The sequence below is a fragment of the Methanoculleus oceani genome (assembly GCF_023702065.1).
Lineage (GTDB): Archaea > Halobacteriota > Methanomicrobia > Methanomicrobiales > Methanoculleaceae > Methanoculleus > Methanoculleus oceani.
Window position 1 is genome coordinate 420,075 of the sequence record NZ_QFDM01000001.1, and the last position, 22,999, is coordinate 443,073.

General features: G+C 65.5%; 27 protein-coding genes. 17 read left to right on the top strand and 10 right to left on the bottom strand.

From position 1 onward, the window contains the following. Positions 1–49: 49 nt before the first annotated feature. Positions 50–1,153 (top strand): 5-amino-6-(D-ribitylamino)uracil--L-tyrosine 4-hydroxyphenyl transferase CofH, encoded by a 1,104-nt coding sequence (gene cofH / locus DIC75_RS02230; protein WP_250986384.1) that lies wholly within the window; start codon positions 50–52, stop codon positions 1,151–1,153. A 121-nt stretch (positions 1,154–1,274) separates the two neighbouring features. Beyond that, positions 1,275–1,433 carry a DUF1328 domain-containing protein gene (locus tag DIC75_RS02235; RefSeq protein ID WP_048183097.1) on the top strand — a complete coding sequence of 53 codons (159 nt, stop codon included), beginning with the start codon at positions 1,275–1,277 and terminating at the stop codon, positions 1,431–1,433. A gap of 196 nt (positions 1,434–1,629) precedes the next feature. On the opposite strand, the gene DIC75_RS02240 is transcribed toward DIC75_RS02235, so the two are convergent. Genes DIC75_RS02240 through DIC75_RS02250 form a run of 3 tightly spaced genes read right to left on the bottom strand, consistent with a single transcriptional unit; the run spans position 1,630 to position 3,228 of the window. Beyond that, complete coding sequence (locus DIC75_RS02240) at positions 1,630–2,181, bottom strand: flavodoxin family protein (protein ID WP_250986385.1); 552 nt, start codon at positions 2,179–2,181, stop codon at positions 1,630–1,632. After that, positions 2,178–2,633, bottom strand: coding sequence for a GIY-YIG nuclease family protein (locus tag DIC75_RS02245; protein ID WP_250986386.1), 456 nt, complete (start codon positions 2,631–2,633; stop codon positions 2,178–2,180). Before DIC75_RS02245 ends, DIC75_RS02240 begins: the two co-directional genes overlap by 4 nt. Next, entirely contained in the window at positions 2,626–3,228 is a 603-nt protein-coding gene (locus tag DIC75_RS02250) for an MBL fold metallo-hydrolase (protein ID WP_250986387.1), read from the bottom strand. Before DIC75_RS02250 ends, DIC75_RS02245 begins: the two co-directional genes overlap by 8 nt. 25 nt (positions 3,229–3,253) lie before the next feature. Here DIC75_RS02250 and thiC point away from each other — a divergent pair, with 25 nt between their 5' ends. Then, positions 3,254–4,543 (top strand): phosphomethylpyrimidine synthase ThiC, encoded by a 1,290-nt coding sequence (gene thiC / locus DIC75_RS02255; RefSeq protein WP_250986388.1) that lies wholly within the window; start codon positions 3,254–3,256, stop codon positions 4,541–4,543. Positions 4,544–4,566: 23 nt separating this feature from the next. Here thiC and DIC75_RS02260 read toward each other — a convergent pair whose 3' ends face one another. Then, on the bottom strand, positions 4,567–4,971 hold the full coding sequence (locus DIC75_RS02260) for an arsenate reductase ArsC (RefSeq protein WP_250986389.1): 405 nt from the start codon (positions 4,969–4,971) through the stop codon (positions 4,567–4,569). A gap of 37 nt (positions 4,972–5,008) precedes the next feature. Then, on the bottom strand, positions 5,009–5,401 hold the full coding sequence (gene purE, locus DIC75_RS02265) for a 5-(carboxyamino)imidazole ribonucleotide mutase (RefSeq protein WP_250986390.1): 393 nt from the start codon (positions 5,399–5,401) through the stop codon (positions 5,009–5,011). A gap of 135 nt (positions 5,402–5,536) precedes the next feature. Between purE and DIC75_RS02270 the strand changes: the two genes are divergently transcribed. Genes DIC75_RS02270 through DIC75_RS02285 form a run of 4 tightly spaced genes read left to right on the top strand, consistent with a single transcriptional unit; the run spans position 5,537 to position 8,717 of the window. Continuing rightward, a complete protein-coding gene (locus DIC75_RS02270) occupies positions 5,537–6,667 on the top strand; it encodes a pyridoxal-phosphate-dependent aminotransferase family protein (protein WP_250986391.1) in 1,131 nt (376 codons plus the stop codon). Then, on the top strand, positions 6,664–7,125 hold the full coding sequence (gene ribC / locus DIC75_RS02275) for a riboflavin synthase (RefSeq protein ID WP_250986392.1): 462 nt from the start codon (positions 6,664–6,666) through the stop codon (positions 7,123–7,125). The genes DIC75_RS02270 and ribC overlap by 4 nt, the downstream gene beginning before the upstream one ends. A gap of 57 nt (positions 7,126–7,182) precedes the next feature. Then, positions 7,183–7,590, top strand: coding sequence for a 6,7-dimethyl-8-ribityllumazine synthase (gene ribH / locus DIC75_RS02280; protein WP_250986393.1), 408 nt, complete (start codon positions 7,183–7,185; stop codon positions 7,588–7,590). Beyond that, positions 7,587–8,717 carry a pyridoxal phosphate-dependent aminotransferase gene (locus DIC75_RS02285; protein ID WP_250986394.1) on the top strand — a complete coding sequence of 377 codons (1,131 nt, stop codon included), beginning with the start codon at positions 7,587–7,589 and terminating at the stop codon, positions 8,715–8,717. Before ribH ends, DIC75_RS02285 begins: the two co-directional genes overlap by 4 nt. Positions 8,718–8,758: 41 nt before the next feature. Here the strand turns inward: DIC75_RS02285 and DIC75_RS02290 are convergent, their stop codons facing one another. Next, the gene (locus DIC75_RS02290) at positions 8,759–10,453 is read right to left on the bottom strand and encodes a tetratricopeptide repeat protein (RefSeq protein ID WP_250986395.1); all 1,695 of its coding nucleotides are present in this window, start codon (positions 10,451–10,453) and stop codon (positions 8,759–8,761) included. A 199-nt stretch (positions 10,454–10,652) separates the two neighbouring features. On the opposite strand from DIC75_RS02290, the gene radC reads away from it, so the two are divergent. From radC to DIC75_RS02315, 5 genes are all read left to right on the top strand, one after another. Next, complete coding sequence (gene radC, locus DIC75_RS02295) at positions 10,653–11,321, top strand: RadC family protein (RefSeq protein WP_250986396.1); 669 nt, start codon at positions 10,653–10,655, stop codon at positions 11,319–11,321. Between the two features lie 441 nt (positions 11,322–11,762). Further along, positions 11,763–12,419, top strand: a complete 657-nt coding sequence (locus tag DIC75_RS02300; RefSeq protein WP_250986397.1) for a Yip1 family protein — start codon at positions 11,763–11,765, stop codon at positions 12,417–12,419. A 1-nt stretch (position 12,420) separates the two neighbouring features. After that, the gene (locus tag DIC75_RS02305; RefSeq protein WP_250986398.1) at positions 12,421–13,557 is read left to right on the top strand and encodes a COG1361 S-layer family protein; all 1,137 of its coding nucleotides are present in this window, start codon (positions 12,421–12,423) and stop codon (positions 13,555–13,557) included. A gap of 5 nt (positions 13,558–13,562) precedes the next feature. Further along, entirely contained in the window at positions 13,563–14,234 is a 672-nt protein-coding gene (locus tag DIC75_RS02310) for an ABC transporter ATP-binding protein (RefSeq protein WP_250986944.1), read from the top strand. Continuing rightward, positions 14,231–15,376 (top strand): ABC transporter permease, encoded by a 1,146-nt coding sequence (locus DIC75_RS02315; protein WP_250986399.1) that lies wholly within the window; start codon positions 14,231–14,233, stop codon positions 15,374–15,376. The genes DIC75_RS02310 and DIC75_RS02315 overlap by 4 nt, the downstream gene beginning before the upstream one ends. A 4-nt stretch (positions 15,377–15,380) precedes the next feature. Here the strand turns inward: DIC75_RS02315 and DIC75_RS02320 are convergent, their stop codons facing one another. The 4 genes from DIC75_RS02320 to DIC75_RS02335 form a co-directional block, all read right to left on the bottom strand. Continuing rightward, positions 15,381–15,635 (bottom strand): hypothetical protein, encoded by a 255-nt coding sequence (locus tag DIC75_RS02320; protein ID WP_250986400.1) that lies wholly within the window; start codon positions 15,633–15,635, stop codon positions 15,381–15,383. After that, positions 15,628–16,308: a DUF2953 domain-containing protein gene (locus DIC75_RS02325; protein WP_250986401.1), complete on the bottom strand. Its 681-nt coding sequence runs from the start codon at positions 16,306–16,308 to the stop codon at positions 15,628–15,630. The genes DIC75_RS02320 and DIC75_RS02325 overlap by 8 nt, the downstream gene beginning before the upstream one ends. Positions 16,309–16,329: 21 nt before the next feature. Next, complete coding sequence (locus DIC75_RS02330; protein WP_250986402.1) at positions 16,330–16,782, bottom strand: spore germination protein GerW family protein; 453 nt, start codon at positions 16,780–16,782, stop codon at positions 16,330–16,332. A 238-nt stretch (positions 16,783–17,020) separates the two neighbouring features. After that, the gene (locus tag DIC75_RS02335) at positions 17,021–17,605 is read right to left on the bottom strand and encodes a metal-dependent hydrolase (RefSeq protein WP_250986403.1); all 585 of its coding nucleotides are present in this window, start codon (positions 17,603–17,605) and stop codon (positions 17,021–17,023) included. Between the two features lie 169 nt (positions 17,606–17,774). On the opposite strand from DIC75_RS02335, the gene DIC75_RS02340 reads away from it, so the two are divergent. From DIC75_RS02340 to DIC75_RS02360, 5 genes are read left to right on the top strand one after another with little or no spacing between them, the layout of a single operon-like run. Beyond that, entirely contained in the window at positions 17,775–19,133 is a 1,359-nt protein-coding gene (locus tag DIC75_RS02340; RefSeq protein ID WP_250986404.1) for a TrpB-like pyridoxal phosphate-dependent enzyme, read from the top strand. Between the two features lie 10 nt (positions 19,134–19,143). After that, on the top strand, positions 19,144–20,652 hold the full coding sequence (locus tag DIC75_RS02345) for an anthranilate synthase component I family protein (RefSeq protein ID WP_250986945.1): 1,509 nt from the start codon (positions 19,144–19,146) through the stop codon (positions 20,650–20,652). Further along, the gene (locus DIC75_RS02350; RefSeq protein WP_250986946.1) at positions 20,652–21,233 is read left to right on the top strand and encodes an anthranilate synthase component II; all 582 of its coding nucleotides are present in this window, start codon (positions 20,652–20,654) and stop codon (positions 21,231–21,233) included. Before DIC75_RS02345 ends, DIC75_RS02350 begins: the two co-directional genes overlap by 1 nt. After that, positions 21,230–22,243 carry an anthranilate phosphoribosyltransferase gene (trpD, locus tag DIC75_RS02355; protein ID WP_250986405.1) on the top strand — a complete coding sequence of 338 codons (1,014 nt, stop codon included), beginning with the start codon at positions 21,230–21,232 and terminating at the stop codon, positions 22,241–22,243. The genes DIC75_RS02350 and trpD overlap by 4 nt, the downstream gene beginning before the upstream one ends. Continuing rightward, positions 22,240–22,998 carry an indole-3-glycerol phosphate synthase TrpC gene (locus DIC75_RS02360; RefSeq protein WP_250986406.1) on the top strand — a complete coding sequence of 253 codons (759 nt, stop codon included), beginning with the start codon at positions 22,240–22,242 and terminating at the stop codon, positions 22,996–22,998. Before trpD ends, DIC75_RS02360 begins: the two co-directional genes overlap by 4 nt. Position 22,999 lies beyond the last annotated feature (1 nt).

The window sequence follows — 22,999 nt, forward strand, 5'->3', positions numbered from 1 at the left end:
AAGGTTCTTGCCCTGACCGTGCCAGATCAACGTACCGCATCGGGGAAGGATGAGAGGTATGACGCCGCCACTGCGACAGATGCTTGGAGACGTGCTTGCCGGCCACCGGCTCACGGAGGAGGAGGCCATCGACCTCATGAGAACGCGTGACCGGGGCGTCTGGGATATCGCCGCCGCCGCAGACGAGCTCCGGGAGCGGAAGGTCGGCGATGTCGTCACTTACGTCCGGAACCAGAACATCAACGTGACCAATCTCTGCGTGAACGCCTGTGGGTTCTGCGGGTTCTCCCGGAAACCGGGAGACGCCGATCTCTTCTTCCACGACGAGGCCGTTGTGCGGGAGAAGGCCCGGACGGCGCGTGAGCGCAACGTGACCGAAATCTGCACGGTGAGCGGCCTTCACCCGGAGTTCGACGCCCAATCCTACGCAGATATCTATTCCTGGATACGGGACGAGGCTCCCGGGGTTCATATCCACGCGAGCAACCCGATGGAGGTGGCCTACGCCGCGAAGAGAAGCGGTCTCTCCACCCGTGAGGTGCTGCTGGAGATGCAGGCCGCGGGACTCGGGACGCTCTGCGGGACGGCGGCCGAGATCCTGGTGGACAGCGTCCGCGCGGCGATCTGCCCGGACAAGATCGATACGGCGACCTGGGTCCGGGTCATCAAAGAGGCGCACGATCTGGGCATCCGCTCGACGGCGACGATCATGTACGGCCACTGCGAGAGCGAGGCGGACCGCGCCCGGCACCTCGCGGTACTCCGGGAGATCCAGGACGGGACCGGAGGGTTCACGGAGTTCGTCCCACTCTCGTTCATCCACCAGAATACCCCCCTCTACCGGGCGGGGCTCGCGCGTCCCGGGGCGACCGGCAGGGAGGATCTCCTGATGTTTGCGGTATCAAGGCTCTTCCTCGACAATTTCGATCACATCCAGGCTTCCTGGGTGAAACTGGGGACGAAGATGGCGGGGATAGCACTTCTTTCGGGTGCGGACGACCTCGGGGGAACGCTTTTTGAGGAGAGTATCTCGCGGGAGGCGGGCGCCCGGGATACCGATTATCTGGATCCGGCCGAGATGCGGCGGATGGCCGCGGACCTCGGGCGGACGCTCCGGCGACGGACAACGACCTATGCCCTCCTTCCGGACTGATCCCCGGGAATGGCCGGATCGCTTCGTCCGCCCGCCGTATTCTGGGAAAATTATAAATGTCCCAAAATAGATTGTGGCTCCTCAACGTCGGCCGGACGCCGGCGATTGGGGGGAGTAAAAGATGGTAAATGGTCTTGTAGGCCTTGCAATCCTCTTCTTTGTACTGGCACTTATCTTCGCCATACTCGGGGCACGGGGCATTGCAGGGATGTCGATGTCGATCGCGAAGTGGCTGGTCATCATCTTCATAGTCCTCGCGATAATATCGCTGCTGCTCTGACCGCCGGCCGGGTCCATCGGCAGATGAACGGCCCTCATGGGCCCGGTATCCGGGCGGGCGGAGGATACCGGGTCTTCGGCAACGACGACGGCATCCTTTTTCCTGAAGGGCCCCGGCCTCACCTGGTGGGCGCGCCCGCCCCCGTGAACATGAGAAAGCCGCGGGCGTGCCCCTCCGGTACCGCGAGAGCCGGCTCTCAGTCCTCCGGCCGGAGATACCTGACGATTGTATCCGCGACCCCTGCGGCCCTCTTCATCGCCTGCTCGTCCTTCCGGACGTCTCCCGGCGCATAGCCCCTGCCGCAGACGTAGCCGAGATACGAGAACTCATGGGCGTTCAAGAACCCCTCCATGGTCTCGAGGGAGCGTTCCCCTCCCCGGTCGGCGCAGACGGCGACGGCCACGGCCCTCCTCCCCGAAAGCCTCCTGTCGTGGAAGAGGGAGTAGGTCCGGTCGATCAGGTTCTTCGTCTGGCCGTTGATGTCGTAGTAGTAGGTCGGGGCGCCGAGGACCAGCACTTCGCAGCCGATCATCTTCTCCGCCACGTGGGACCAGTCGTCATCCTCCGTCACGCACCACTTCGCATCCTTGCAGGCTTCGCAGCCTGTGCAGGGCCGGATGTCCATATCGGCAAGCGAGAGGTACTCGGTCTCGATGCCCGCCTCCCGCACCCGGTCGAGGATGGTAGTGACCAGCAGCGCGGTGTTGCCGTTCTTCCGCATGCTTCCGGAGATACCGAGAACATTCATACCCTATGCTCGCCCCCCGCGTTCTTGATTCTTGTGATCCGGGCATCCAGATCCAGACCCCGGAAGCAGGCGAGGAGCTCCGGGACCGGGTCGCCGGAACGGTGGAAGAGGTGGGAAGGGCAGGCACAGTCGCTGCACCCGAATCCGGGGACATGTGTCCCGCCTACGGCGCGGGCGAGGTCGCACTCGCAGTCCCGGTCTGTCGCGGCGGTGACGACGACGGCAGGGGCGAAGTGCGGGTCGAGGAGGAGGTAGTCGATGTGCCACCGGGGAGGGCGGTCGCGGCGAAGGGCGAGCCTCACGTGCCGGTCCGCACGGGCGAGGCCACCGCTTCCCTGCGCCGAACCGACGTAGACATGCCTGCCCGGCGCGAATTCCCTTGCCCCGAGGGCGCCGATGCGGACCTCGCACCGTGGGTTTTCGAGGATCAGGACGTAGACTCCCTTATCCATAAAACCGGAGCGCCTCCCGGGCGGCCGCGATATGCCTCCCGCCGCCGCGGGCGACGGGCTCCCCGTGCCCGGGGTAGAGCCCCTCGACCGCAAGCGCGCTAAGTCGCTCGATGGATGCCGCGAGCAGCCTCCGGTCCCCGCCCGGGAAGTCGTAGCGGCCGAAGGACCCGCCGGTAAAGACGGTGTCCCCCGAGAAGAGCACCTTCGCTGCTTCGTCGTAAAGGCAGATCCCGCCCGGTGTATGCCCGGGGGTGTGGATCACGCGAAGGCTCCCGACCCGGTCGCCGTCGGAAAGGATGGTCTCGGGGACGATCCCGGGCGACCGGGCCCCAAAGTGCATGGCGAGGCTCCGGGTATCGTCGGCAAGGCCGGGCGCGTCCGCCTCGTGGATGCAGACGGCCGCATCGCCGCAAAGCCGGGCGATCTCCCTGACGTGGGCGATGTGGTCGTAGTGGGCATGGGTGATGACGATCGTCTCGATCGCTTCGGCATACGGCTCCACTGCCATCGGGAGAACGCCTGCGTCCACAAGGACGTTTCCGTAAACGAACGAATTAGCGTAAGTCGTGCCGCTCGAGATCCACCGGACTGGCATGCAGACTAATATGGCTTCCGGACAAATGGTTCTTATGCACACCCTGATCTCTGCATGCCTGCGCGGGGTTCCCCCGGAGGTGGAGGCGATCGCCCGGGAGGAGGCCCTCGTCCCGCACCGTGCCGCGCGGGCCGTCACCCGCGGGCGGATCGTCATCCCAGCGAACCCCGTTCGGCCGCACCGGCTCTGCGCCATCGGGGAGGGCTGCAGGGTGCGGGTCAACGTGAACGTCGGGACGTCGGGCGCCCGGTGCGACGAGGACCTCGAGGTCGAGAAGGCGAAGGCTGCCCTCCGGGAGGGGGCGGACGCCCTGATGGACCTCTCGACCGGGGGAGATCTTGCCCGCATCCGGCGCCGGATCCTCGAACTCGATGCGCCCGTCGGCACGGTCCCGGTTTACGAAGCGGTCCGGCGGGCGGGGAGTGCCGCGGACGTCGACGCCGATCTGCTCTTTAAGGTGATCCGGGAGCATTGCCGGCAGGGCGTGGACTTCCTGACCCTGCACTGCGGCGTGAACCGCGATGCCCTCGCGTCGCTCCAGGCCGACCCCCGGACGATGGGCGTTGTTTCCCGGGGCGGGGCGTTCCATGTGGCGATGATGGCCTCGACCGATGAGGAGAACCCGCTCTATGCCGAGTACGACTACCTGCTCGAGATCCTCGCCGAGCACGACGTCGTCGTGAGCCTCGGCGACGGGATGCGCCCGGGTGCGCTCGTGGATGCCGGCCGCCTCGCGAAGACGACCGAGTACCTGACGCTCGGGCACCTGGCGAAGAGGGCGCTCGCCGCCGGGGTGCAGCGGATGATCGAGGGGCCGGGACATCTCCCGGCCGACCAGATCGGCTACAACGTCCGGATGCTCAAGGAACTGACCGACGGTGCTCCGCTCTACCTGCTCGGTCCGCTCGTGACCGACGTGGCGCCGGGCTACGACCACGTCGTGGGGGCGATCGGCGGCGCGATCGCCTGTATGCACGGCGCCGACTTCCTCTGCATGGTCTCCCCGAGCGAGCACCTGGCGCTGCCGGACCTCCGCGACATCGTTGAGGGGACCAGGGTGGCGAAGATCGCCGCGCACGTCGGGAGCCTCTCCCGCGCCGCGGCGAAGACGAAGAACCGCGAGATCCGGATGGCGGAGGCGCGCCGGGCGCTCGACTGGGATAAACAGTTCGAGGCGGCGCTCGTCCCGGAGGAGGCCCGGCGCATCCACGAGCGGGACGGGGAGATCGAGACCTGCTCGATGTGCGGCGACCTCTGCGCCGTAAAGATGGTGCGGGATATCCTCAAGGCCCCACAGGAGCGAATGGAGCCGTGAAAGGGTTCCGCTGAATATCCTCCTTATTTTCCAAATTTTCCATCGATCCAGACGGTTATCGCGTCCCGGCTCCGCCGGTAGGCGGCGAGTACCTTGTCGGGGGTTCCGGTGGCCCGACCCGGGTCCGGGAAATCGACGTGGAGCGTCTCCTTTGTCCAGGGAAACATCGGGCAGACGCCACCTGCACAGAGCGCGACCACGTAGTCCATCTCGGTTCCATCGAAGAGGGTGAGATCCTTCGCCCGTTGCTCTGAGATACTGATCCCGATCTCATCCATCACTCTTGCGGCGAGGGGATCAAGGGCGGTGGGGGCAATTCCGGCGGAGCAGGCCTCGTAGCGGTCGCCGTAGCGGGCGCGGAGGTAACCCTCCGCTATCTGGGTCCGGGCAGCGTTGTTCGTGCCGATGAAGAGCACTCTCTGCTTCATGCCCCTCTCTTGCCGGCCGGATCGTGAAAAAGGTATTTCAGGCGCTGTGCGCGCCGAGGATCCGGACTGCGAGCAGGGCGGCGTTCTCGCCGTTATCCACCCCGACGCAGGCCACGGGGACCCCCCGTGGCATCTGGACGATGGAGAGGAGGGCGTCGAGACCCATAAGTTTCCCGCTCACCGGGACCCCGATCACCGGCCGCTCTGTTTTCGAGGCGACCACTCCGGGGAGCGCCGCCGAGAGTCCGGCGATCGCGATGAAGACATGGGCAGTGCTCCCTTTCACGTACTCGTCCAGTTTGTCGGGGTCACGGTGCGCCGAGATCACCCGGTAGTCGTAGGATACATCGTGCTCCTTTAAGACTGCAAACACCCTCTCCGCAACGGGGCCGTCCGAGGCGGAACCGCAGATAACCGCGACGTCAACCATATCTAACTTCGGTATGCCTTCGCCTCTTCTTCTCTCTGCCGGTATCGCATGGTGGAGAGGTTGATATGAATCCACATCCAAGTTCCTTGCAGGAACAGCGTCTGTCCTCGACGAGACGATATGGACTGATCTCTCATGGAACACGAACCACTCCTCATGATCCCGGGCCCTGTACCCGTCCCGCAGCGGGTACGCGCCGCCATGACGCGGCAGGCCATCAACCACCGCGGTCCTGAGTTCGGGGCCGCGTATGCGGACTGCGTCCGGACGTTAAAGACCCTTTTTGGCACCGCAAACGAACTCTACGTCATCAGCGGCTCGGGAAGCGCCGGCATGGAGGCCGGGATCGCCAACTTCGCGCGGGACAAATTGATCGTCTCGCTCATAAACGGCAAGTTCGGCGACCGCTTCGCGAAGATCGGAGAGCGTTACGGCACCGTCACACCCATCGAGTCCGGGTGGGGAACCCCGCTCGATCTCGGTGCCCTCGAGCGCGAACTCGAGGCCGGGGCCGAGGTCGTGACCATGGTCCACAACGAGACGAGCGCCGGGATCAAGAACCCCGCGCCCGAGGTCGGCAGACTTGCCCGGAAGCACGACGCGCTCTTCCTCATGGACGGGGTCACCTCCATCGGCGGCGACGACGTCCAGATGGATAAGTGGGGCGTGGATATCGCCGTCGTCGGCTCGCAGAAGTGCCTCGCCGCCCCGGCGGGTCTCGCCGCCATCGCCGTCAGCGAGCGTGCCTGGGACCGGATATCGGAGAAGCGCCCCTTCTACCTGGATATGGCCGCCTACAGGAAGAGCGGCAGGGGCACCCCGATGGAGACCCCCTACACCCCGGCGGTCCCGCTCTTCCTCGCGCTGTGCGAGGCGTGCAAGATGATCGAGGAGGAAGGCGTCGGTGCCCGGATCGCCCGCCACCGCCGGATGGCCGACGCCGTCCGCGCCGCGGCGAAGGGATGGGGCGTCGACCTCTTCCCGAAGCTCGACGCACACCATGCCTACTCGAACACCGCCACCGCCATGCGGATCCCCGATGGCGTCACCGATAAGGATCTCCGTGGGACCGTCAAGCAGTTCGGCATCGAGATCGCCGGCGGCCAGGACCACCTCAAGGGCAAGATCTTCCGGATAGGCACCATGGGTGGTGTCGGGGCGCAGGAGATCCTCGCCACCCTCGCGGCCGTCCAGTACACCCTCAGAAAGTCCGGGTTTGAGGCCGGCGACGGCGTCGAGGCAGCCGCCGGGGTGCTTCTCGGATGAAGATCGGGATCGCCGACACCACGTTTGCCCGAATAGACATGGGCCGGATCGCCATCGATGAGATCCGGAAGCACGCGAGCGTGGGGCTGGAGCGCTACGTCGTCCCCGGGATCAAGGACCTCCCGGTGGCGTGCAAGAAACTTATCGAAGAGCGGGGGTGCGATCTCGTGATGGCGCTCGGGATGCCCGGAGGGGCGGAGAAGGACAGGGTCTGCGCCCACGAGGCCTCCCAGGGCCTCATCCTCTGCCAGCTCCTGACCAACCGGCACATCATCGAGGTCTTCGTCCACGAGGACGAGGCGAAGGACGCAAAGGAGCTTGCCTGGCTGATGGAGCAGCGAACGAGAGAGCACGCGGTGAACGCCGTCCGGCTCGCGCTCCGCCCGAAAGACCTCGAGAAGCTCGCCGGGACCGGCCAGCGGCAGGGGTTCGAGGACGTCGGGCCCGCACGCCCCTGACGCAAAAAGTGAGGATTATCAATAACCGGTGCGAGTAGTACCACAGGAAGGATTAAAATGACGGTAAAACTTGGATTCGTCGTCGCGGAGTTCAACCGCGACATCACCTATATGATGGAAATCGAGGCCCGGGAGCACGCCGGTTTCCTCGACGCGGAAGTTGCCGATACGATCTATGTCCCCGGCGCCTACGACATGCCGCTCGCGATCAAGAAGTTGCTCGGACGCGGGGATATCGACGCGGTCGTCACGATCGGGTGCGTCATCGAGGGCGCCACCCAGCACGATGAGATCGTCGTCCAGCATGCCGCGAGGAAGATCATCGACCTCTCTCTCGAGTTCGGCAAGCCCGTCGCCCTCGGCATCTCCGGGCCGGGGATGACCCGGATGGAAGCGACCGAGCGTATCGACTACGCGAAGCGTGCCGTCGAATCGGCCGTGAAGATGGTCCAGCGATTGGGATGAGGAGCCTCTCGGAGAAGATTGCGGCCATCGCTCCCTCCGCGACGATCGAGATCTCGAACGCCGCAAAGCGGATGGCCGCGGAGGGCGTCGACGTCATCAGCCTCTCGATCGGGGAGCCGGACTTCGATACCCCGGCCCACATCAAGGACGCCTGCGTCGACGCCCTCTGCCGCGGGGAGACCCACTACGCCCCGAGCGCCGGAATACCTGCACTGACGGGCGCGATCGCGGAGAAGATCACCCGGGAGAACGGCTTTGCCGTGCAGCAGGACGAGGTGCTCGTCACCTGCGGGGCGAAGGACGCCATCTACGAGGCGATGGAGGCCGTCCTGAATCCCGGGGACGAGGTGCTCATCCTCGATCCGGCGTGGGTATCCTACGAACCCTGCGCCCGTCTCGCGGGCGCCGGCGTCCGGCACCACCCGCTCTCTCCCGCGACCTTCCAGGTCGACGATACTCTGCTTGACGCCGTCGGCCCCCGGACGAAGATGGTCGTGGTCAACTCCCCCTCGAACCCCTCCGGCGCGGTGCTTGATGCGGCTTCAATCCGGCTCATCGCCGATATCTGCCGTGACCACGACCTCTACGCTCTCTCCGACGAGATTTACGAGAAGCTGGTCTACGGGAAGGAGCACGTCTCCCTCGCCTCCCTCGAGGGCATGGCCGAGCGGACGATCACCGTCAACGGGTTCTCGAAGGCCTACGCGATGACCGGGTGGCGGATCGGCTACGCGGTCGCTCCCCGGCCGATCATCCGGCAGATGGAGAAGGTGCAGCAGCACACCATATCGCACCCGACGACGTTTGCGATGTTCGGCGCGGTCGCTGCGCTTCGAGGCAGCCAGGACTGCGTGGAGGCGATGCGCCGCGAGTTCGAACGCCGGCGCGACTACGTCATCCCGGCGCTCCGCGACCTCGGCTACGTCACCGCCCCGGCGGACGGCGCCTTCTACGCCTACGTGAAGGTCGACGGCGACGATATGGCGATTGCCCGGTCGTGGCTCCGGGACGCTCATGTGGCGGTCACCCCGGGAACCGCGTTCGGCACCCCCGGCTGGCTCCGCGCCTCCTACGCGACCTCGATGGAGAACTTAAAGGCTGCGATCGGGCGGATCGCCCGGGTCTAGAACCCCTTACTTTTCCCCAGCTCCGGGTTTGCAGCCCGGGTCTAGAACCCCTTACTTTTCCCCAGCTCCGGGTTTGCAGCCCGGGTTCGGTTCGACAGCCGTTGTGCCCTCTCGTGGTATTTGACCGCCTCGGTGGGGCGGTCAAGATAGACGAGCGCCATCGCCTTTCCGTTGAGCGCTTCGGCGTCGTCGGGGCTGAAGGCGAGCGCCTGGTCATAGCAGTCGAGGGCCTCCTCGTAGCGTTCCAGGAGCACGAGAGCGTTCCCCTTCGTGCTCCAGACCTCGTGTTTCGAAGGGTCGATCTCGAGCACGTGCGAGTAGCAGGCGACGGCTTCGCCGTACCGCCCGAGGATGAAGAGCGCAAGGCCTTTATTATACCAGGCGTCCGCGTTCTCCGGGTGGGCCAGGAGTTCCTGGTCGTAGCAGACGAGTGCCTTGTCGTAGTGCGAAAGAATGGAGAGGACGCTCGCTTTGTTGTTCCAGACCCCGCGGTTCTCAGGGTCGACCTCGAGCGCCCGCTCGTAGCAGACGAGCGCCTCTTCGTAGCGTTCGAGCTGGTAAAGTGCGTTGCCGTAGTTGTTCCAGGCGACGGCGTTCCCGGGGTCCTTCCGGACCACGGCCTGGTAGCAGGTAATCGCGGCCCCGCAGTTTCCGAGGGCATAGTAACACTCGCCCCGGTAGTAGTCTGAGTCCGTGTAGTCGGCCCGGATCCTGAGCGCCTGGTCGAAGCACTCTACCGCCTCCCCATAGCGCTTCAGGACGAAGAAGAGAAGGCCCTTCTGGTACCAGATCTCCGCATCGACGGCGTTTTCCCTGAGCGCCCGGTCGAAGCAGGCGAGCGAGAGGTCGTAACGCTTCAGTTTCTTCAGCACTATGGCCTTCTGGTACCAGATCCCCGGATGCTCGGGGTTGATCCGGAACGCCCGGTCATAGGCTTCGAGGGCCTCCTTGTAGCGTTCGAGGTTCTGCAGTGCCCTGCCCCGGTTGTAGCAGGCGCCGGCGTCGTCGGGACGGAGAGCGAGCGCCCGGTCGAAGCATCCCACGGCCTCGTCATAGCGCTGAAGCGCCGCAAGCGTGCATCCCCGGGTGTACCAGGTGTCGGCGTGGTTCGGGTCGATGACGACGGCCCGATCATAGGAGGCGAGCGCGTCCTCGTAGCGGGAGAGGAGGATCTGGATCGTTCCCCTGGCATACCAGGCGTTTGCGTTCCCGGGATCGAGCGCGATGACCCGATCGTAACAGTCGATAGCCGCGTCGTACCGGCGCTCGGCAGCGAGCGCCGTTCCGCGGGCGAGCCAGGCCTCGACCCAGCCCGGTTCGAGCGCGACGACCCGGTCGTAGCAGGCGATCGCGTCAGGGGCTCGCCCGATCTTTCGGAAGGCGTGGCCCCGGATGAGCCAGCCACTCGCGGAATCCGGCGCGAGTTTCACTGCCTGACCGCAGGAGCCGGCCGCTTCCCGGTACTCCCGGAGATCGTACAGCACCTGCCCCCGGGCGTGCCAGAGCCGGGCGCAGGTGGGGTCGATCCTGATCCCCTGGTCGAAACATTCGGCCGCTTCCCGGTAGCGCCGGGCGTCTCTGAGGGCGAGTCCTTTGTGATACCAGGCTGCGGTGACGTTGGCGTTCAGGCTGATCGCCCGGTCGTAGCACTCGACGGCCCGGTCGTACTGCCCCTGCTCGGCGTATGCCCGTCCCTTCCCGCACCAGGTTTCGGCGCTCTTCCAGGGGAGTTCCATTTTGTGAGTGATTGCGGTCCTCGGGCAAAAAGGGTTTCGATAGAGTTCGCGGGAATGTCTCCGCCTGGAAGGAAAACCCTTCCCTGCAATGCTTCCTTCCCGGGACCCGATCGGCCCGGTGCGTGGGATCGATTGGCAATGTATACATGCTCCGGGATCAAAACCGGGAATCAGGGTAGCCCGATCGGGCCGGATGAGTATGAAGAGGATGCGCGATACCCCGAACCGCGATCGTCCGCGCGAGAAACTGGCAGAACGGGGACCGCAGGCGCTCACCGATGCCGAACTGATTGCTCTTCTCCTCGGGCGGGGCACAAAGGCGCGGGACGTCCGGCAGGTTGCCGGCGACGTCGAACGCTACCTGAAGAGTGTCAAAGACAGTCCATCCTATAACGAACTCCTTGAGATAGACGGGATCGGCTCGGCGAAGGCCTGCGAGATCATGGCCTGCTTCGAACTCGGGCGGCGGTATCTCGGGAACGACGGCGTCTCCGGGCACCGGATCGCCTGTCCCGAAGACGTCCTCCCGCTTGTTGCGGAATGGCGGGACAGGAAGCAGGAGTACTTCTTCTGTATCACCCTCAACGGCGCCGGCGAGGTGATCGAACGCCATATCGTCACCGTCGGGATCTTAAACCAGAGTCTCGTCCACCCCCGGGAGGTCTTTGCCGAGGCGATCGCCGACCGCGCCGCCTCGGTGATCCTGGTTCACAACCACCCATCGGGCACGCTCGAGCCTTCCACCCAGGATCTCGGCATCACCCGGCAACTCGTCGAGGCCGGATCGATCCTCGGCATCAGGGTGCTCGACCACGTCATCGTCACGAAGAAAGGCTACGTGAGCCTGAAAGAACTCGGGCATCTTTGACCTCCGGGAGCGGTATGAGCACTCATTTTCGGAACTGCCGGATCGGAAACGTTATATTTTTCTAACATCATGTTAGATATAAATAACAGGTGAATCGATGAAAATGGGATACGCGGTACAGATTGCAGCGGGAACGGTTCTCGGGGCTGCCGGACTTCTCCTCCTGTTCCTCATCGACGGGACAGAGGTGATCTCCCCGATCCCGGTGACGATCGGCGCGGCGCTCCTTGCGGCGGCTCTCGTGCGGTACCGGGTGTCCCCGGGCGAACCTCCCGTGAGTCCCGGTCGATGCCCCGGCAGGGCCGGTTCTATTCCCCGGTTCGGGTTGAATTCCTCTGGAGGATCCCCGAAATCCGATAGATACCCCATCATTCGCCACCGTGATCCTGAAAAAAGTTTATCACTTCCCATCGGCCAAGAATACACGAGGCGTACTTAACCATGGAAACAGGATTTCTCCGGGTACTGCTCAACCCCGGGCGCTTCTTTGAGGCGCGCATGCAGGATGAGCCGAGCCTGAAGATACCGGCGCTCATCGCGCTCGTCATCGGACTGATCGGCGTGGTCTCTGCCGTGCTGATGGCGAATATCACCATTGCCATGCTTCCCGATGAGATGCAGGGGCTCGGGGTGCTCATAACAATCTTCTCCGCCGCTATTGCCTTCATCGGGGGGCTCCTGGTGTGGGTCATCTACGGCTTCGTCTTCTACCTCGTCTCGATGGTCTTCAAGGGCTCAGGAGACCTCAAGCGGACACTGGAGTTCACGGGCTACGGGCTTCTGCCCCAGGTATTCGGGGGCATCATCGGGACGTTCTTCACCTATCAGCTTCTCTCGGGCCTGACCGTCCCGCCCATGACAAGCCCCGAGCAGATCGCGGAGTTCTCCGAGAGCCTGGTGAGCATTCTGACGACCGATCCCCTGGCGCAGATCGCCGGGCTCGTGAGCATCCTCTTCATGATCTGGAGCGCGAACATATGGGTCTTCGGCATGAAGTACGCACGGAACCTCTCCACGCGGGACGCGGTCCTCACCGTCGGGATACCCATAGGTCTCTACATCCTCTATACGCTCATTACACTTGCCGGATGGCTGTAACATGAAACCACTCTATCTTGTCATCATATCACTCCTCTGCGCCGTGATAGCGGTCGCCGCACCGGTGAGCGCCGCTCCTGCAGACATCACCGTCGTCTCCTCGTCGCTCGACCCGCCGGTCCTGATGAAAGGGGATACCGGGACGCTGACAGTCGTGATCCAGAACAACGGTGCCGAGACCGTGGCCATCAAGAGCGCCCGGCTCTACGGCAGCGGGGTCGTGCCGCTGAGCGAGCCCTACCCCTCGGTCGGGGAGATCGGCGCCGGGAACAGCAAGACGTTCACCTTCACCGTCCGGGCGGACGGGGGCGAGGGGACGTTCTACCCGCAGTTCGTCCTTGACTTCCGCGACGGTGCCGGCAGCCTCCGCTACCCGGTCCCGGTCCAGGTCGAGAACACCCCACTCAGCGCGTCGGTGATCGGCAAGCCGGACGCCTTCGCCGCAGGCCGGACGGCCGAGATTACCGTCCGAGTGGGCAACCCCCGCCCGAACGCCGCCTCCGGCGTCCAGGTGATCCCGCAGGGGACCGGCTTTTCCGCCACCCCGACCGGCGGGTTCATCGGTGCTCTCGCCCCTGACGCGTCCGGGACCGTCGTCTTCAACCTGACCCCGACCACGGAGACGGCCGTCACGTTCCAGGTGGTCTGGCGCAACGGGATCAACACCCACACCGCCGATCTCGTGCTGCCGGTCGCCTTCGGCGAGGACAAGCGGCAGGCGGACCCCATCATCACCAACGTCGAGGTCGCGCCCGTCGCCGGCGGCTACCGGATCGTGGGCGACGTCATGAACGCGGGCCTCGAGTCCGCCCGGTCGGTGCTCGTCACCGCCGGCGCGCCCGCGACCCCCATCGATCCCTTCCGGGTCTACGTCGTCGGGACCCTCGACCCTGACGACATCTCCTCGTTCGAGGTGACGTTTAAGGCCGATGCGACCACGACCGAGATCCCGGTCGTCGTCGAGTACCGGGACGACGACGGGAACCGATACGCCGCGACGACGATGGTCGGGCTCGGCGGCACCACGGCGCCGCTCGAGGAGCGGGACGGCGAGTTCCCGGTTGCCGGGATCGTCGTCGTGGTGCTGGTCGCGCTCGGGATCGCCGGGGCAATCTACTACTCGTGGAAGCGGACGTAACGACGATGCCGGTCATCAGTTTCGAGCACGTGAGCAAGGTCTACCCCCTCCCCGCCGGCGACGTCGTGGCGCTCGACGGGGTCGATATCGCCATCGAGCAGGGCGAGTTCGTCCTGGTCATGGGGCCGTCGGGGTCGGGGAAGTCGACGCTCTTAAACATCATGGGGTCGCTCGACGTCCCGACCTCGGGCGAGGTCACCATCGCCGGCAACCGGATCGGCGGGATGGACGACGACGACCTGACCCTGCTACGGCGGGACCACATCGGGTTCGTCTTCCAGCAGTTCAACCTGATCCCGCTGCTCTCGGTGGTCGAGAACGTCGAGTATCCGCTCATCCTCAAAGGCCGGCAGGACGGGTCCCGCGAGCGGGCACAGGAGGTCCTCGCCGCGGTCGGGATCGCGGAGACGCACTTCACCCACAAGCCGGGCGAACTCTCCGGCGGGCAGCAGCAGCGGGTCGCGATCGCCCGGGCACTCGTCAACGACCCCGACTTCCTCCTCTGCGACGAGCCGACCGGGAACCTGGACTCGAAGACCGGCACCGCCATCATGGACCTCCTGGACCGGATGAACCGCGAGGAGGGCAAGACCGTCGTCATGGTCACCCACGACCCCCACATGACCGACTACGCCGACCGGACGATCCGGCTCGTCGACGGGAGGGTGGCAGAATGACTTTCTTCAACCTTGCCCGCCGGAACGTCAGCCGTCACTGGCTCCGGTCGGTCCTTGCGGTCATCGGTATCGTCATCGGGGTGATCGCGATCGCCACCCTCGGGATCATGGGCAACAGCATCGGCCTCATGTTCGGCGACATGGTCACCGACGTCGGCGACACCCTCATCGTCTCTCCGGCGACGGGCGTGGGCGGGGGAAAACTCACCGAACGGCAGGTTGCCGATATCACACGGGCGGTCGGCTCCAACCTGGTCATACCGTTCTCGAGCACCGCCGATAAGATCTCCGTGGGCGAAAAGGAGGGCGGCGCGATGCTCTACGCGATCCCTGCCGGGGATATCCCCTCTCTGCTCGAGGTGGAGTCGGGAGCCTACCCGAGGGATACGGGCGCCGGGTGCCTGATCGGGAGTCAGCTTGCCGCGAACAGCAGGGAAAACGGCCTGAAACTCGGTGCCCGGGTCAGGATAGGCGGCGAAACCCTCCGGGTCGTCGGCGTGCTCGAAGAGCGGGGGATGGGGTTCGACATCAACCCCGACTACGCCATCGTCGTGCCCTACTCCTGGTACTCGAGTCACTACGACGAGGACGATTACGACCAGGTGATCGTGAAGGTCAGAGACGTCAAGGATATCGACGCGGTCAAGGAGTCGATCGAGCAGAGGATGAACCGGCGGGAGGACGTCGTCACCGTCATGGACACCAGGGGGATCCTCGAGAGCATCTTTGAGGCCACCGAGTCGATCACGGTCTTTCTGATGGGCATCGGTGCGGTATCGCTCATCGTCGCCGGCGTCTCGATCCTAAACGTGATGCTGATGTCGGTGACCGAGCGGATCAAGGAGATCGGTGTCCTGCGGAGCATCGGCACCCGCCGGAGCGAGGTGATGCGGATGTTCATCTACGAGGCCCTCTTCCTCGGCCTTGCGGGTGCCCTCATCGGGGGAATGCTCAGTTTCGGCGCTGGCTACGTTGTGACGGCAATCTTCGTCGGGAACGCGGATTACCTCTTCGACCCGACGAGTCTTCTCTACATCATCTTCGGGATGGCCTTCGGCGTCATCACGAGCGTGGCCTCCGGCCTCTACCCGGCCTGGAAGGCGGCGAACTTAAACCCGATCCAGGCGTTGCGCCACGAGTGACGACTTACCCCGCACACTTCTTTTTTTCCCGCTCGATCGCGTCGCGAAGCGTGCCGATGGTGTCCCCGGTTTTTGCGGGTGCGTCCGGAAGGAGGGTGAGGTACTCAAGTTCTCCCTCGGTGACGAGGAGTGCAACCGGTGTCAGGCTGACCGTGGCGGCTCCCTCCATGCAGATCGCGAACGTCCTGACGATGGGGATGATGCACCGGTCGCCGACCCTGCGGCCGCCGCCGACGACGAGGTCGGTCTCTTCACGCACCCGGAGCACCTCTTCCCGATACCCGGCGAAGCCGCTGCCGCACCTGTTTCTGCAGGAGAGCCCTCACCACCGGGATGAGGATCAGGAGCGGGCGGCGGATCCGCATCTTAAGCGTGAAGGTGCCTTCGAAGATCCTCTGATTGAAGACCGGGGTCATCACGAAGTCGACCGCCTCAACCGGCCAGAGGGCGTAGCGGACGGCGGTGCAGTAACCGTAGACGACGCCGGTGTCGGCGGGACTCTCGAGGCCAAGGGTGACGTCGCCCCGGAGCGTCTCGAGGCAGAGGGACCGGATGAAGGCAGCAAGGATCTTCTGGAGATGGGGCCAGAGGTCGCCGGCGGCGTCGAGATACTCTCTCACCGAAAGAGCCGGTTTTGGCTTCTCCTCCTTCTTCACCTTCTTTTCCTCCGGCTCTGCTGCCGCTATCTCGCGGAGATCCCGGGTCATGACCGGGCGGCCGGCGAGGAGAATCTCGAGCACCTGCACCCCGTCGGTGACCCGGACCCTCGCTCCCACGATGCCCCAGGCTACGGTTGCCGTCGCCCGGGCACTCTCCCGCCTGCAGTCGGCGACCGTCGAGACGGTCACCGGGACCAGGTACAGGGCAAGCAGAACGAGCAGAAGGATGACGGCGACGACGAGCAGGATGGAGAAGAGAAGTGTCGCGGCCATGGAATGGAGGGGAAGAGATCCTTATGCCTCTTCACCGCTCACCGGGATCTCCTTTCCCTCTTCCGATACCCGGGGCATCTTGCCCTTGCGCTGCTGCATCATCTCGGAGCCCTTTTCGAGCACCCTCTCGACGTGGGGGCCGACAGCCTCCCCGATCGTCGAGATCACCTCGGCGATCTCGCTCTTCTTCTTGAGCGATACCACCTGGATGCCCTCGGGGCCGGGGACACCCCTGGTGATGATGATCAGGGCGACGGCCGATATGCCGCCTCCGCCGCCGGTCCCGGCCCCGCCGTGATGGCTGCCTTCCCTGAACCCTCCCGTGCCTTCGCCACCGCCGAATCCGAGCCCGAACTCGGCGACCGGTATGATAACCCGCTCGCCGGCCTCGATCGGGGCACCGAGAACGGCGCTCGCGCAGAGTGTTCGTGCAAGTTGATCCACGGTTATCTGGAGCATCGATTCGCCAGTCATACCATTCACCACAGGTATTCCACTCTCCGGCCTCGTATATAATGGTTGGGGTTTTCCGGCGACCGCAGAATGCCTCTCCGGAGGCGGAGGCATACCTGCTGACGTCAGCGGGGTGGCCGATCGGTTGATGGAGGATGTTGCTACCCCGGACTGGAACGAGGTCTGGAGGGGAGAAGTTTGTCCTCGCCAGTCTCTTGACCTGCGCCGCGATCCGGTGGGAGATGCGGAGGCGACGACCTCACAGCAGAAGCCGTCCGCCGACGGCCAGCACGACGAGAATAACGAGGCCGAGGGCGGCAACGAGCGCCCTGCGGGCCGTGGGACTCACAACCCGGGCGAAGAGGGCCCCGAGTTCCCGCCGGTAGAGGTAGGCGAACAGGCCGGCGATCAGGAAGAGGAAGAGCCATTCGCTCGGCTGGGCGAGCTCCCGCAGGACCGAGTCCCAGAAGTAGTTTTCAGAGTAACCGTGCCGGGGGAGAGGACCGAGGAACGGCCAGAACCATTCGACAGGGTGCCGCCACATCCCGTCGAAGAACTGATGGCTCGCCATGCCGGCGGCGACCACGAAGAGGCCGATGCTCTCGCGGTGGTGGTAGAGGAGGAGACCGGCGATGAGGATCAGGGAGAGGACGGTGAGACCGTGAAAGTATATCCTGCCGTAGTCTACGGTCCCGGCGAGGATTACGTGTCCGACTGGCTTGTCGATCAGGTCGGGGAGCACGGCGCCCAGCGCGGCGAGCGCGATAACCCGTCGGTCGCCGGCGATCGCCGCGATCACGGCTCCTATGAGGACACCGACCATGGCATGGGCGAGGAGGTACATCGCTATCCTGTGGTAGGGCGACCATATACCAGTTTTCCCCGGAGACACATCCGGGTCCCTTCGGGCCCGAGAGTGGGCAACGGTCCCCCGATCCCCTTGTTCTAAGATGTGCCGTGTTGATCAATTCTGGTGCACAATGTATATCTGTGTGCAGGGTACACCATGGTGTATGCAGACGAAGATCCTCCTTGACGAGGAGGAGATGCCGAAACGGTGGTACAACATCCAGGCAGACCTCCCGACGCCCATGGATCCGCCCCTTCACCCGGGGACCGGGAAACCCGCGGTCCCCGACGACCTCCGCCACATATTCCCGATGGAACTGATCCGGCAGGAGATGAGCACGGAACGCTACATCGATATCCCCGAAGAGGTCCGCGATATCCTCACTCTCTGGAGGCCGAGCCCTCTTTACCGGGCGAGAAGGCTCGAGGCTGCCTTGAAGACGCCGGCAAAGATCTACTACAAGTGGGAGGGCGTGAGCCCGCCGGGCTCGCACAAGCCCAACACCGCCATCGCCCAGGCCTATTATAACCGCGAGGAAGGGATCGAGCGGCTCGCGACCGAGACCGGGGCGGGACAGTGGGGCTCGTCGCTTGCGTTTGCAACGAGCCTCTTCGACATGGAGTGCACCGTCTACATGGTCCGGAGCTCCTACGACCAGAAGCCCTACCGCAAAAGCATGATGCAGGTCTACGGCGCCGAATGCATCCCGAGCCCGTCGCTTAAGACCCGGTCGGGCCAGGCAGTGCTCTCCCGCGACCCCGAGACACCCGGAGCCCTCGGCATTGCCATATCGGAGGCGGTCGAGGACGCGGCCGCCCACGAGAACACCAACTACTCGCTCGGCTCCGTCCTCAACCACGTCTGTCTTCACCAGACGATCATCGGCCAGGAGGCACAGCAGCAGATCGCGATGGAGGACGCCTATCCCGACGTGGTGATCGGGTGCGTCGGCGGCGGCAGCAACTTCGCCGGTCTCTCTTTCCCGTTCGCCGGCGAGAAGATGACCGGAAAACACCCCGATACCGATATCATCGCGGTGGAGCCGGCCGCCTGCCCGACCCTGACGAAGGGGCTCTACACCTACGATTTCGGGGATATCGCGGGGCTGACCCCGCTCCTGCGGATGTTCACCCTCGGCCACGACTTCGTCCCGCCGGCGATCCATGCCGGGGGTCTCCGCTACCATGGGATGGCGCCGCTCGTCTCCCGTCTCGCCCACGATGGGGTGATCCGGCCTGTCGCCTACCGCCAGAACGAGGTCTTCGAAGCCGCGGTGACCTTCGCCCGGACGGAGGGGATCGTCGTCGCGCCGGAGGCCGCCCACGCCGTGAAGGCCACGATCGACGAGGCCCTCCGGTGCCGTGAGACCGGTGAGGCAAAGACGATCCTCTTCAACAACTCCGGCCACGGCAACTTCGACTTCTCCTCCTACGAAGCCTACTTTGCAGGACAGCTCGTCGACTACGAATACCCGGTGGAGCTGATCAAAGATTCGCTCTCCCGGCTGCCGGTGACGGGGTGATGCCGGTGGACTGGACAGCGCTCTAAGAGAGCCGAACACAAACCCGGGATGCGAAGAGGTCGTCGCCGCGGCAGACGCGAGCCTCCGGCCTCTCATCGTCCCGGTATTTTCCGAGATCCCGCTTCCCGCGTCTTCACCGGCCGACCTCTACGCCTCTCTCCGCGAAGGGCCCGGGTTCCTGCTGGAGTCGCTCGAGGGGAGCGAGAAGACCGCCCGCTACTCCTTCATCTGCACCGCCCCGGCCGCGACCATCGCCGTGACCTCCGACGGCACGGTGACGGTCTCCGGGGACTCCCGCATCCGTGAGATCGTCACCGGCATCGAGGCCGCCGACGCCGTCGACGCCGTCCGCTCGTTCATGGGCCGGTTCCGGGTCGCCTCCTCGCCGCTCCCGCGGTTCTCGGGAGGACTTGCCGGCTACTTCTCCTACGACCTCATCTCTTCTATCCACCCGACGTTCCGGGCGGAACCGGCGGAAGATCCCGAAGAGCCCGTCGCCCGGTTCATGCTGGCGCAAAACTGCCTCGCCCTCGACCACCACAGAGAGCGGCTTGCGGTCATCGGGAACCTGCTCCTTGTCGACGGGGCCGATGCAGAGGAGGAATACTACCGGGGCCGTGCGGCGGTTGCCGAACGGGCCGCCCGGATACGCGATCTCTCCCCGGCACGCCCCGGCGATCCGGGCCCCTCCGGGGTCGTGGCATCGTCCTGCACCCCGGAGGAGTTTTCGGGGGCGGTCATGCGGATCAAGGAGCATATCGTGGCAGGCGATATCTTCCAGGCGGTCCTCTCCCGGCGGCTCACCTGCCGTATCGGGGGCGACCCGTTCGGTGTCTACCGGCGGCTGCGGGTGAGAAACCCGAGCCCCTACATGTACTACCTGGACTTCGGCGACTGCCAGGTCGCCGGGAGCAGCCCCGAGATGCTCGTCCGGGTGGAGAACGGCCGGGTGACGACCGTCCCGATCGCCGGTACCCGACCGCGGGGGTCGACCCCGGCGGAAGACGAGATGTTCGCGGCCGATCTCCTCGCGGACGAGAAGGAGCGGGCCGAGCACATCATGCTCGTCGACCTTGCGAGAAACGACGTCGGGGCAGTCTCCGCCTTCGGGAGCGTCTCGGTGGAGGGGTTCATGACCATCGAGAAGTTCTCGCACGTCCAGCACATCGTCTCGACCGTCTCGGGCACGCTCTGCGAGGGATGCGACCGGTTCGACGCCCTCCGATCCTGTTTCCCCGCCGGGACCGTCTCGGGAGCCCCGAAGATCCGGGCGATGCAGATCATCGGCGAGGTGGAGGGGCTCCGGCGCGGGATCTATGCGGGAGCGGTCGGTTACATCGGCTTTTCCGGCACGATGGACCTTGCGATAGCCATCCGGACGGTTATCGTGGAGAACGGCGTCGCCTCCGTCCAGGTGGGGGCCGGGATCGTGGCCGACTCCGACCCCGGCCGGGAGTGGATCGAGACCGAGAACAAAGGGCGGGCGATGCTTGCGGCGCTTGGTGCGGAGGCGGAATGATGCGGGTGCTCGTCATCGACAGTTACGACAGTTTCACCTTCAATCTCTGCCAGCAGATCGGAATGCTCGGGGCGGAACCGGTCGTGGTGAAGAGCGACACGCCCCTCAAGCGGATCCAGTCCGTGCCCTTCGACCGTGTCGTCCTCTCGCCCGGGCCGGGGCATCCCCGGGACTCCGCCCTCTACCGGGCGGTCCTCAGCACGATCAGCCGTATCGTCCCGACGCTCGGGGTCTGCCTCGGCCACCAGGCGATCGGCCTCGCCTTCGGGGCCCGGATCGCCCGGGCCGACCGGCTGATGCACGGGAAGCGGTCGGTGATCCGGCACGACGGTGCAGGAATCTACGCGGGGGTTCCCGACCCTCTCGTCGCGACCCGCTACCACTCGCTCGTCATCGATCCCGCCACGGTCCCGGACTGCCTCGAAGTGACCGCCCGGAGCGACGACGACGGGGCGGTCATGGGCGTCAGGCACCGGGAGTTCCCGATCGAGGGGGTTCAGTTCCACCCGGAGAGCATCCTCACCCCGGAGGGAGACAGGCTGATGGAAAACTTCCTCTTCGGCACGGGGGGCGGGGCATGATCCGCGAGGCGATCGCCCGGGTATCCTCGGGCACGGACCTCACCCCGGCCGAGGCGGGGGGGGTGATGGAGGAGATCATGCGGGGGGCGGCGACACCCGCCCAGATCGGCGGGTTCCTCACGGCGCTGCGGATGAAAGGGGAGACCGAGGCGGAGATCGCGGCGTTCGCCCGGGCGATGCGGGCGGCCGCCGTCCCGGTCTCCCTCCCGACCCAGGCACGGGTGGATACCTGCGGGACCGGGGGCGACGGTGCGGGGACGTTCAACATCAGCACCGCGGCCGCCTTCGTCGCGGCCGGGGCCGGGATCCCCATCGTGAAGCACGGGAACCGGGGGGTGTCGAGCCGGTGCGGCTCGGCCGACGTCCTCGAGGCGCTCGGTGTCTCCGTCGCGATCCCGCCGGACCGGGTCGCGGAGGTCCTCGCGACCGCCGGGATCGCCTTCCTCTTCGCCCCGGCCTACCACCCGGCGATGCAGCACGCCCGGTCGGCCCGGCAGGAGATCGGGATCCGGACGGTCTTCAACCTCCTCGGTCCCCTCACGAACCCGGCAGGTGCCGGGGCCCACCTCCTCGGCGTCTACGACCCCCGCCTGACCGTCCCGGTCGCCCGGGTGCTCGGGAACCTCGGGGTCGAGCGGGCGATGGTGGTTCACGGCGCCGGTCTCGACGAGATCGCGACGGCCGGGCCGACGACGGTCGGGGAACTCCGGGATGGGGAGGTCCGGGCCTACACCCTCGACTGCACGGAGTTCGGGATCCCGCGCTCGTCCGTCGCCGCCCTTCGCGGCGGCGGGCCCGGGGAGAACGCCCGGACCCTTCTCTCCATCCTCGAGGGAGACGACGGCCCCGCACGGGACATCGTCCTCCTCAACGCCGGGGCGGCGATCTACCTCGGCGGGAAGGCCGGCAGCATCGCCGGGGGCATCGCCCGTGCCGAGGTGTCAATCGAATCGGGGGCGGCGCTCGACCGGCTCCGCCGCCTGATCGAGGCGACCGGAGGCGGGGCATGATTCTCGACGAGATCATCAGGTCGACCGGCGAGCGCCTCGAGAGTTTCCGGCCTCTCCCGGCGGTCGATCCCGGCGTTCCACCTCGCCGGAGTCTTGAGAAGGCCATCCGGGCCTGTCGGGAGAAGAACGCGATCATCGCGGAGGTGAAGTACGCCTCCCCGTCCCGCGGCAGGATTCACGACGGCTGCACCCCCGAAGCGATCGCGGGGGAGTTTGTCGCCGCCGGAGCCGTCGGGCTCTCGGTCCTCACCGAGCCCACCTACTTTGGGGGGAGCACCGAGTTCCTCGTCCGGGTACGGCGTGCGGTAACGGTCCCGATCCTCCGCAAAGACTTCATCATCGACGAACGCCAGCTCAGCGAAACCCGGGCGCTCGGCGCCGACGCCGTCCTCCTGATCGCCCGGGTGCTCGGGAACCGCCTCCCCGCGTTCGTCGACGAGGCGTGCATGCTCGATCTCGAGCCGCTCGTCGAGGTCCACGACCGAAGCGAGATGGATCGTGCCCTCGACACGAAAGCAAACCTCATCGGGATCAACAACCGCAACCTCGAGACGCTGAAGATCGATCTCTCGACGACCGTCCGCCTTGCAGAGGCGGCCCGGGACGAGGGGAGGACCGTGGTCTCCGAGAGCGGCATCGTCTGGCCCTACGACGTCAGGAACATCGGGAGGCACTGCGATGCGTTCCTGATCGGGTCCGCCCTGATGTCGGCCCGGGACCGCCGGAAACGACTGGAGGGGTTCGTATTCGCGTAAA

Excerpts from the sequence above, each read along its gene's own strand:
- cofH (WP_250986384.1), top strand. The coding sequence starts at position 50 with ATGAGAGGTATGACGCCGCCACTGCGACAGATGCTTGGAGACGTGCTT.
- DIC75_RS02235 (WP_048183097.1), top strand. The coding sequence starts at position 1,275 with ATGGTAAATGGTCTTGTAGGCCTTGCAATCCTCTTCTTTGTACTGGCA.
- DIC75_RS02240 (WP_250986385.1), bottom strand. The coding sequence starts at position 2,181 with ATGAATGTTCTCGGTATCTCCGGAAGCATGCGGAAGAACGGCAACACC.
- DIC75_RS02245 (WP_250986386.1), bottom strand. The coding sequence starts at position 2,633 with ATGGATAAGGGAGTCTACGTCCTGATCCTCGAAAACCCACGGTGCGAG.
- DIC75_RS02250 (WP_250986387.1), bottom strand. The coding sequence starts at position 3,228 with ATGCCAGTCCGGTGGATCTCGAGCGGCACGACTTACGCTAATTCGTTC.
- thiC (WP_250986388.1), top strand. The coding sequence starts at position 3,254 with ATGGTTCTTATGCACACCCTGATCTCTGCATGCCTGCGCGGGGTTCCC.
- DIC75_RS02260 (WP_250986389.1), bottom strand. The coding sequence starts at position 4,971 with ATGAAGCAGAGAGTGCTCTTCATCGGCACGAACAACGCTGCCCGGACC.
- purE (WP_250986390.1), bottom strand. The coding sequence starts at position 5,401 with ATGGTTGACGTCGCGGTTATCTGCGGTTCCGCCTCGGACGGCCCCGTT.
- DIC75_RS02270 (WP_250986391.1), top strand. The coding sequence starts at position 5,537 with ATGGAACACGAACCACTCCTCATGATCCCGGGCCCTGTACCCGTCCCG.
- ribC (WP_250986392.1), top strand. The coding sequence starts at position 6,664 with ATGAAGATCGGGATCGCCGACACCACGTTTGCCCGAATAGACATGGGC.
- ribH (WP_250986393.1), top strand. The coding sequence starts at position 7,183 with ATGACGGTAAAACTTGGATTCGTCGTCGCGGAGTTCAACCGCGACATC.
- DIC75_RS02285 (WP_250986394.1), top strand. The coding sequence starts at position 7,587 with ATGAGGAGCCTCTCGGAGAAGATTGCGGCCATCGCTCCCTCCGCGACG.
- DIC75_RS02290 (WP_250986395.1), bottom strand. The coding sequence starts at position 10,453 with ATGGAACTCCCCTGGAAGAGCGCCGAAACCTGGTGCGGGAAGGGACGG.
- radC (WP_250986396.1), top strand. The coding sequence starts at position 10,653 with ATGAAGAGGATGCGCGATACCCCGAACCGCGATCGTCCGCGCGAGAAA.
- DIC75_RS02300 (WP_250986397.1), top strand. The coding sequence starts at position 11,763 with ATGGAAACAGGATTTCTCCGGGTACTGCTCAACCCCGGGCGCTTCTTT.
- DIC75_RS02305 (WP_250986398.1), top strand. The coding sequence starts at position 12,421 with ATGAAACCACTCTATCTTGTCATCATATCACTCCTCTGCGCCGTGATA.
- DIC75_RS02310 (WP_250986944.1), top strand. The coding sequence starts at position 13,563 with ATGCCGGTCATCAGTTTCGAGCACGTGAGCAAGGTCTACCCCCTCCCC.
- DIC75_RS02315 (WP_250986399.1), top strand. The coding sequence starts at position 14,231 with ATGACTTTCTTCAACCTTGCCCGCCGGAACGTCAGCCGTCACTGGCTC.
- DIC75_RS02325 (WP_250986401.1), bottom strand. The coding sequence starts at position 16,308 with ATGGCCGCGACACTTCTCTTCTCCATCCTGCTCGTCGTCGCCGTCATC.
- DIC75_RS02330 (WP_250986402.1), bottom strand. The coding sequence starts at position 16,782 with ATGACTGGCGAATCGATGCTCCAGATAACCGTGGATCAACTTGCACGA.
- DIC75_RS02335 (WP_250986403.1), bottom strand. The coding sequence starts at position 17,605 with ATGTACCTCCTCGCCCATGCCATGGTCGGTGTCCTCATAGGAGCCGTG.
- DIC75_RS02340 (WP_250986404.1), top strand. The coding sequence starts at position 17,775 with ATGCAGACGAAGATCCTCCTTGACGAGGAGGAGATGCCGAAACGGTGG.
- DIC75_RS02350 (WP_250986946.1), top strand. The coding sequence starts at position 20,652 with ATGCGGGTGCTCGTCATCGACAGTTACGACAGTTTCACCTTCAATCTC.
- trpD (WP_250986405.1), top strand. The coding sequence starts at position 21,230 with ATGATCCGCGAGGCGATCGCCCGGGTATCCTCGGGCACGGACCTCACC.
- DIC75_RS02360 (WP_250986406.1), top strand. The coding sequence starts at position 22,240 with ATGATTCTCGACGAGATCATCAGGTCGACCGGCGAGCGCCTCGAGAGT.